Annotated in this window: 6 protein-coding genes; all 6 read left to right on the forward strand. The window is 30.3% G+C overall.

What is annotated here, in order from left to right:
* The first annotated feature begins 147 nt into the window (after positions 1-147).
* The 6 genes from deoD to dnaK all read left to right on the forward strand — a co-directional run bounded on the left by deoD (position 148) and on the right by dnaK (position 6,637).
* The gene (deoD, locus tag NXS15_RS01900) at positions 148-855 is read left to right on the forward strand and encodes a purine-nucleoside phosphorylase (protein WP_259290180.1); all 708 of its coding nucleotides are present in this window, start codon (positions 148-150) and stop codon (positions 853-855) included.
* Complete coding sequence (locus tag NXS15_RS01905; protein WP_259290181.1) at positions 855-2,153, forward strand: pyrimidine-nucleoside phosphorylase; 1,299 nt, start codon at positions 855-857, stop codon at positions 2,151-2,153. The genes deoD and NXS15_RS01905 overlap by 1 nt, the downstream gene beginning before the upstream one ends.
* An 8-nt stretch (positions 2,154-2,161) precedes the next feature.
* Positions 2,162-2,827 (forward strand): deoxyribose-phosphate aldolase, encoded by a 666-nt coding sequence (deoC, locus tag NXS15_RS01910; protein ID WP_259290182.1) that lies wholly within the window; start codon positions 2,162-2,164, stop codon positions 2,825-2,827.
* A gap of 196 nt (positions 2,828-3,023) precedes the next feature.
* The gene (locus tag NXS15_RS01915) at positions 3,024-3,476 is read left to right on the forward strand and encodes an MAG0490 family ComEA-like DNA-binding protein (protein ID WP_259290183.1); all 453 of its coding nucleotides are present in this window, start codon (positions 3,024-3,026) and stop codon (positions 3,474-3,476) included.
* Positions 3,401-4,759, forward strand: coding sequence for an MAG0480 family ComEC-like protein (locus tag NXS15_RS01920; protein WP_396888597.1), 1,359 nt, complete (start codon positions 3,401-3,403; stop codon positions 4,757-4,759). The genes NXS15_RS01915 and NXS15_RS01920 overlap by 76 nt, the downstream gene beginning before the upstream one ends.
* 90 nt (positions 4,760-4,849) lie before the next feature.
* Entirely contained in the window at positions 4,850-6,637 is a 1,788-nt protein-coding gene (dnaK, locus tag NXS15_RS01925; RefSeq protein ID WP_259290185.1) for a molecular chaperone DnaK, read from the forward strand.
* The last annotated feature ends 210 nt before the right edge of the window (positions 6,638-6,847 follow it).

Here is a 6,847-nt window from a genome sequence, read left to right on the forward strand (position 1 = left end):
ATCAGTGAAAAATGAAGAAAATATGGTAAAATTTACTCGTAAGTTTTACTTATATATTTATATAAAGAAAGCTAGTATACATAAATCGCACGTTATCAGATTTCACGAACTTTCAAGAATTTTGATTTTTAAAAAAAAGGAGATAAAATGACCCCACATATTCACGCAAAAAAAGGCGAAATTGCCAAAACAGTTTTAATGCCAGGAGACCCATTAAGAGCAAAATTTATTGCTGAAACTTTTTTAGAAGATGCTAAATTAGTAAACACAGTAAGAAACATGTTTATTTACACAGGTAAATACAACGGAAAAGATGTTTCAATCGCTGGTTCAGGGATGGGATGTCCTTCTATCGGTATCTACAGCTACGAATTATTCGCATTCTATGATGTAGACTCAATTATTAGAATTGGTTCTACTGGATCTTATATTCCAGAATTAAAACTTTACGATACAGTTTTAGCTACTGAAGCAGTAGCTGATAGTTCTCACTTTAGAAGATTAGTTTTAGGAAAAGAATTTGAATCAAACGTTTCAATGCCTTCTGCCGAATTAAACGAAAGATTAAAAGAATCAGCTAAAGCACAAGATATCAAACTAATTGAAGGAAGAGTTCACTCATCAGATGTATTCTATTCAGTTCAAACACTTCAAGAAAGAATTGATGAAACACAAGCTATTTGTGTTGAAATGGAATCTTTAGCATTATTCACAAATGCCGAAAAATTAGGCAAAAATGCAGCATGTTTATTGACAGTATCAGATAATATTGCTACTCAAGAAGAAACTACACCTGAAGAAAGACAAACTGCATTTACAAACATGATGAAAGTTGCTTTAGGAGCAGTTAAATAATGAGAATTGTTGATTTAATTGAGAAAAAAAGACTAAACAAAGAATTAACTAAAGAAGAAATTCATCACTTAATTTCAACCTACGTATCAGGCGATACACCTGATTACCAAATGTCGGCCTTTATTATGGCTGTTATGTTTAATGGAATGACTAAAGAAGAAATTGCTCAATTCACTAAAACAATGATGCACTCAGGTGATGTGATTGATTTAAGTTCAATTCCAGGTATTAAAGTTGATAAACACTCAACAGGTGGTGTTGGAGATAAAACAACTTTAGCTGTGGCACCAATAGTTGCAGCTCTAGGAGCTCCTGTTGCTAAAATGTCAGGTAGAGGATTAGGCCACACAGGTGGAACATTAGATAAACTTGAATCTATTCCTGGATTTAGATTTGCTTTAAGTGAAAGTGAATTTATCGAGCAAGTTAAAAAACACAAAATTGCAATTATAGGTCAAACAGGACAATTAGTGCCTGCTGACAAGAAATTATATGCACTAAGAGATGTTGTTAACTGTGTTCAGTCAATTCCTTTAATCGCTTCTTCAATTATGTCTAAAAAATTAGCAACTGGTTCGGATGCTATTTTGTTGGATGTTAAATGCGGTAATGGTGCATTTATGAAAAATGAAGAAGAAGCTATTGAATTAGCGAATACAATGATTGAAATCGGTAAATCATTGAACGTTGATGTTCGTGCTGAAATCACCAACATGAACCGTCCAATCGGTAGAGAAATCGGTAACAAAAACGAAGTTTTAGAAGCAATTTGAACCCTACAAGGTAAAGGCCCACAAGATTTTAATGAGCTAGTTATTTCGTCTTGTTCAACAATCTTATTGCAATCTAAATTAGAAACTGATTACGATAGAGCAAAACAAAGAGTTATCGAAGTAATGAATAATGGTAAGGCATTGGACAAATTTATTGAAATGGTAAGAGTTCAAGGTGGTGATGCTGATATCTTAATGAAAGAAGCGGAATTTTGAAATCCAAAATACAAACACGAAATTAAAGCAACCCAAGATGGTTATTTAGAAATTTTTGATTCTTTAACATTCGGTATTGTGGCAATGAAACTAGGTGCCGGACGTGCTAAAAAAGAAGACTCAATCGACTTTGAAGCTGGAATCACATTGAATAAAAAAACTAATGAAAAAGTGCAAAAAGGTGACACTTTATTCACTCTATACTCATCAAATCCAATTGACTTAAAACTAGTCGATGAGTTAGCTAGTGCTTATAAATTCAATGATAAAGAAGTTGAAAACAAAATAATTATTGCAAAACTAGGATAGGAGAAAATATGACAAACTACAACCAAATGATTGACCACACATATTTAAAAGCTGACGCAACAACAAAAGAAATCGATAAACTATTAAACGAAGCAATTCAATACAAATTTAAAACTGTATGTGTTAATGCTTCATGAGTTCCTTACGCAAAAGCAAAATTAGCTAATAGTGGAGTGGGCATCACATCAGTAATCGGTTTCCCTTTAGGAGCTACTCTATCTCATGTTAAAGTTTTTGAAGCTGCTGAAGCAGTTAAGGCAGGAGCTGATGAAATCGATATGGTTATTAATATCGGAAAAATGAAAGAAGGTGATTATGCTTACGTTTTAGAAGATATTAAAACTGTTAAAGCTGCTTTACCTAACAATGTTTTAAAAGTTATTGTTGAAACAGCTCTATTAACTAAGGAAGAAATCGAAGAAGTGACAAGAATTGTTATGAAATCAGGTGCCGAATTTATTAAAACTTCTACTGGTTTTGCTTCAAGAGGTGCTTCTTTAGAAGATGTTCAAATAATGAAGGCAATTGCTGGCGACGCTTTATTAATTAAAGCGGCCGGTGGCATTAGCAACAAAGAAGATATGATTAAAATGGTTGAAGCCGGAGCAAATAGATTCGGAACTAGCCGTTCAATCGCTATTGTTGAAGGTAAATCTTCAAATGAAGGATACTAATTAACCCACATTACTTATAATAAAAATTCAGGTTTAATTTAAAGTTAAACTTGAATTTTTTATTTCAATAATTGTGCATTAAAAAAAATCAATAAAAATATTAATTTTTTCCGTTTTTTGCCATTATGGATAAAAAACATTTTTATTAGGCATGAAAAAGTGAAAGATTTGAACTCTGGGTACGCTCGTACCTATAATGGTGTTTGGGGTTACTACTTCTTTGGTAATTGATAAGAAAGAGAGTTATATAAAACCTAAAGAAACGCCAAAAGAATTTAAAATTAAAATTGAAGGTGCTGTGCTAAATAAAGGTGAATATATAGCTAAAAAAGGAGATAAATTATTTGATGTCATCAAACAAGCACAACCCTTATCAAACGCAAATTTAAAAGAAATAGACATCGGTTTGTCTATCAATAAAAATATGAGTATATTTATTGAATATGATATTGAAAAAGGCCCGTTTCTTGACTGAAAATTATTGAATAAATCAACTCAATTATCCAGATATGGTATTAAAAAAAGTATTGCTAGCAAATTGTTAAAATACAGAAAAACAAATAACAAAACAACTTGGACAAAATTAGGACAATTAAAAGGAATTGGACCAGAAACATTAAAAAAATTAAGAAAAATTTTAATTCTTTAATTTTTTTAATGTTTTTTCCTATTGTTTTACATTTATCGGCAATACCTATTGAAACTCAATACTTTTGAATATTTTTTTCAATAATTTATACATTATTTTTCGGTTTTTTATGACCTAAACAAACTTGAATAGCATTAATTTTAATACTCTGTTACATATTTTTATATCTCTTAAGAAAACCCAATGTTTATATCAGTGGTATTGAATACAATATCAAAGGCCGAATTGCTAAAACATCAAATAAATACGCAATCATCAACGTCAATAACAACAACTTATTAATTTACTTAAATAAATACACAACACCTAATCGAGTTTATGTCGGAGATATTGTCGAAATCGATGCGTTTATTGAAAAAACTGATAGTAAAAATTATTTTGCTTTAAGTAATAATATTCAATATTTTATTAAAAAAGGTTATATTAAAACCATTAAAAATCCTGATTATTCAATCGATGCTTTTATTGAAAATTATTCAGCGAGCGGCGGTGACTATTTTAAAAAATATTGAAAATTAATACTTTTTGGGATAAATAATGATTCTCAAGATGTGATTGCTAATGCAATCAAAATTAACATAATACATTTGCTGGTTATTTCGGGTTTACATTTTGAAATCCTATTTAAAATATCGAATAAATTAATCGCCAAAATTAGAAATAAATGAGTTAGCAATAGTATTAAATATTTTTGTTTAATATTAATTTTTTACTACCTTACCATTATCAATAATCCGGTACCCGCTTTGAGAGCATTTATTATGCATGTGTTTTTGATGCTTTTTCCCAAGAAAAATTGAAGTGCATTGGTTTTTAGCGCCTTAATAATTTTCGCTATTGATTTTAACAACATAATTTCGATCACTTTTTTGCTTTCATATTCAATTACGCTTGTAATATTAATCACTAATAAAATATTCACAAAGTGAAAAATAAATAAGGTATTACGTTATATATTGTTTATTATTATTCTTTATTTATATATGGTAGTGTGAACAATTAAAATGAATAATTTTATTAACATTACTGGAATAATATATTCACTCGTTTTAGCACCAATTATTGAGATAGTATATATTTTAAGTATATTTTTTTCATTCAGTCCGCTATTTTTAAACCTAATTTATTTAATTCTTGACAAAATAATAATTATGGCAGCGAAATTTAGCATAGTTATAGCGACATCGCTAAATATTTCTCAAAAAACTTTATTAATTTGAATGATATCTTATGCATTCTTTTTACATATTCCACTGTTTTTTAGACCTAAACGTCATAAATAAAAAAATTAGCACTTTAATAGTTCGAGTGCTAATTTGTGGTAAAATAGTTATGTAAAACAAAAAAAGAAACCGGACGAAAGGAAAATAATTATGGCAAAAGAAGTTATTATTGGTATTGATCTAGGTACCACAAACTCAGTTGTTTCAATTGTGGATAATGGAACTCCTGTAGTACTAGAAAACTTAAATGGAAAAAGAACAACTCCTTCAGTTGTTTCGTTTAAAGATGGCGAAACTATTGTTGGGGATAATGCTAAAAACCAAATTGAAACAAACCCTGACACAATTGCTTCAATTAAAAGATTAATGGGGACTAAACAAACTGTTAAAGCGAACGGAAAAGAATATAAACCTGAAGAAATTTCAGCAATGATCTTGAGCAATTTGAAAAAATATGCTGAAGAAAAAATTGGTCACAAAGTAGAAAAAGCTGTTATTACTGTTCCTGCTTACTTCAATAATGCTCAACGTGAATCAACAAAATTGGCTGGTAAAATTGCCGGTCTTGAAGTCATGAGAATTATTAACGAGCCAACTGCTGCTGCATTAAGTTTTGGATTAGACAAAACAGAAGAAGAGAAAAAAGTATTGGTATTTGACCTTGGTGGTGGAACATTCGACGTTTCTATCCTTGAATTAGCAGATGGTACATTTGAAGTTTTATCAACTGCCGGTGATAATGAATTGGGTGGTGATGATTGAGATAATGCAATCGTTAAATGACTTGTTGAAAAAATTGAAAAAGAACACAACTACAATGTAAAAGAAGACAAAATGGCAATGGCTCGTCTAAAACAAGCTGCTGAAAAAGCAAAAATTGACTTGTCATCATCAATGACTGCAAATATTTCTTTACCATTCTTAATTTTTGTGGAAGGTAAAGCACCAATTAACGTTGAAGCGACTTTAAAAAGAAGTGAATTTGAACAAATGACTGCATCTCTTTTAGAAAGAACAAAAGCTCCTATCGATAGAGCTCTTTCAGATGCTAAACTATCATTATCAGATATTAGTGATGTTTTATTAGTTGGTGGTTCAACAAGAATGCCAGCTGTCCAAGCGTTAGTTGAATCTAAATTAGGTAAAAAACCTAACAAATCTGTTAACCCAGATGAAGTTGTTGCGATGGGTGCTGCTATCCAAGGTGCTGTTTTAGCAGGTGATATTAATGATATTTTATTGGTAGATGTTACACCACTCACACTAGGTATTGAAACTGAACACGGTGTAGTTGCTTCACTAATTGACCGTAACACTAGAATTCCAATCACTAAATCAAAAACCTTTACAACTGCAGCTGATAATCAAACAGCAGTTACAATCCACATTGTTCAAGGTGAAAGAAAACTAGCAAAAGACAATAAATCATTAGGAATGTTCAATTTAGAGGGCATTGATCCCGCGCCACGTGGTACTGCGCAAATTGAAGTTTCATTTACAATTGATGCCAACGGTATTACAACAGTTGCAGCGAAAGATGCAAAATCAGGGAAAGAAGAAAGTATTGTAATTAAAAACTCCTCAAAATTAAGTGACGATGAAATTGATAAAATGGTTAAGGATGCTGAAGCAAATAGAGAAGCAGATGAAAAACGTGCTCAAGAAATAGAAACTGAAGTTCGTGCTGAAACATTAATTTCAAAAATGAAACAATCACTAGACGAAAATAAAGATAAAATCAACGATGAACAAAGAAAACAAACACAAGAAAAAGTTGATGAACTACAAAAATTACTAGATGATAAAAACTATGAAGAACTAAAAGCAAAACTTGACGAAATTGATAAAGCATTTGAAATGATCTCGAAACAAATGCAAAACCAAGAAGCTAATAAAGAAGCACAACCAGACGGTTTTAAAGAAGAAGATTCTAAATAATAATACAAAAAAATATTGAGGAATTTGGTCCTCAATATTTTTGTTATTTTCTGTGACTTATTATTTTAAATTTAAATAATCTCTTTTTGTTTTATACATTTGTGATTTAAATGTAGAATTTTATTGTCTAGTATTGTGCTTTTTTTAAAGCACATTTTAAATTTTATTAATTAATTCCTGATAAGTTTTAGATAATAATTTAAGAATTTC

It is taken from the genome of Mycoplasma sp. CSL7475-4 (assembly GCF_024834065.1).
GTDB lineage: Bacteria > Bacillota_I > Bacilli_A > Mycoplasmatales > Metamycoplasmataceae > Mycoplasmopsis.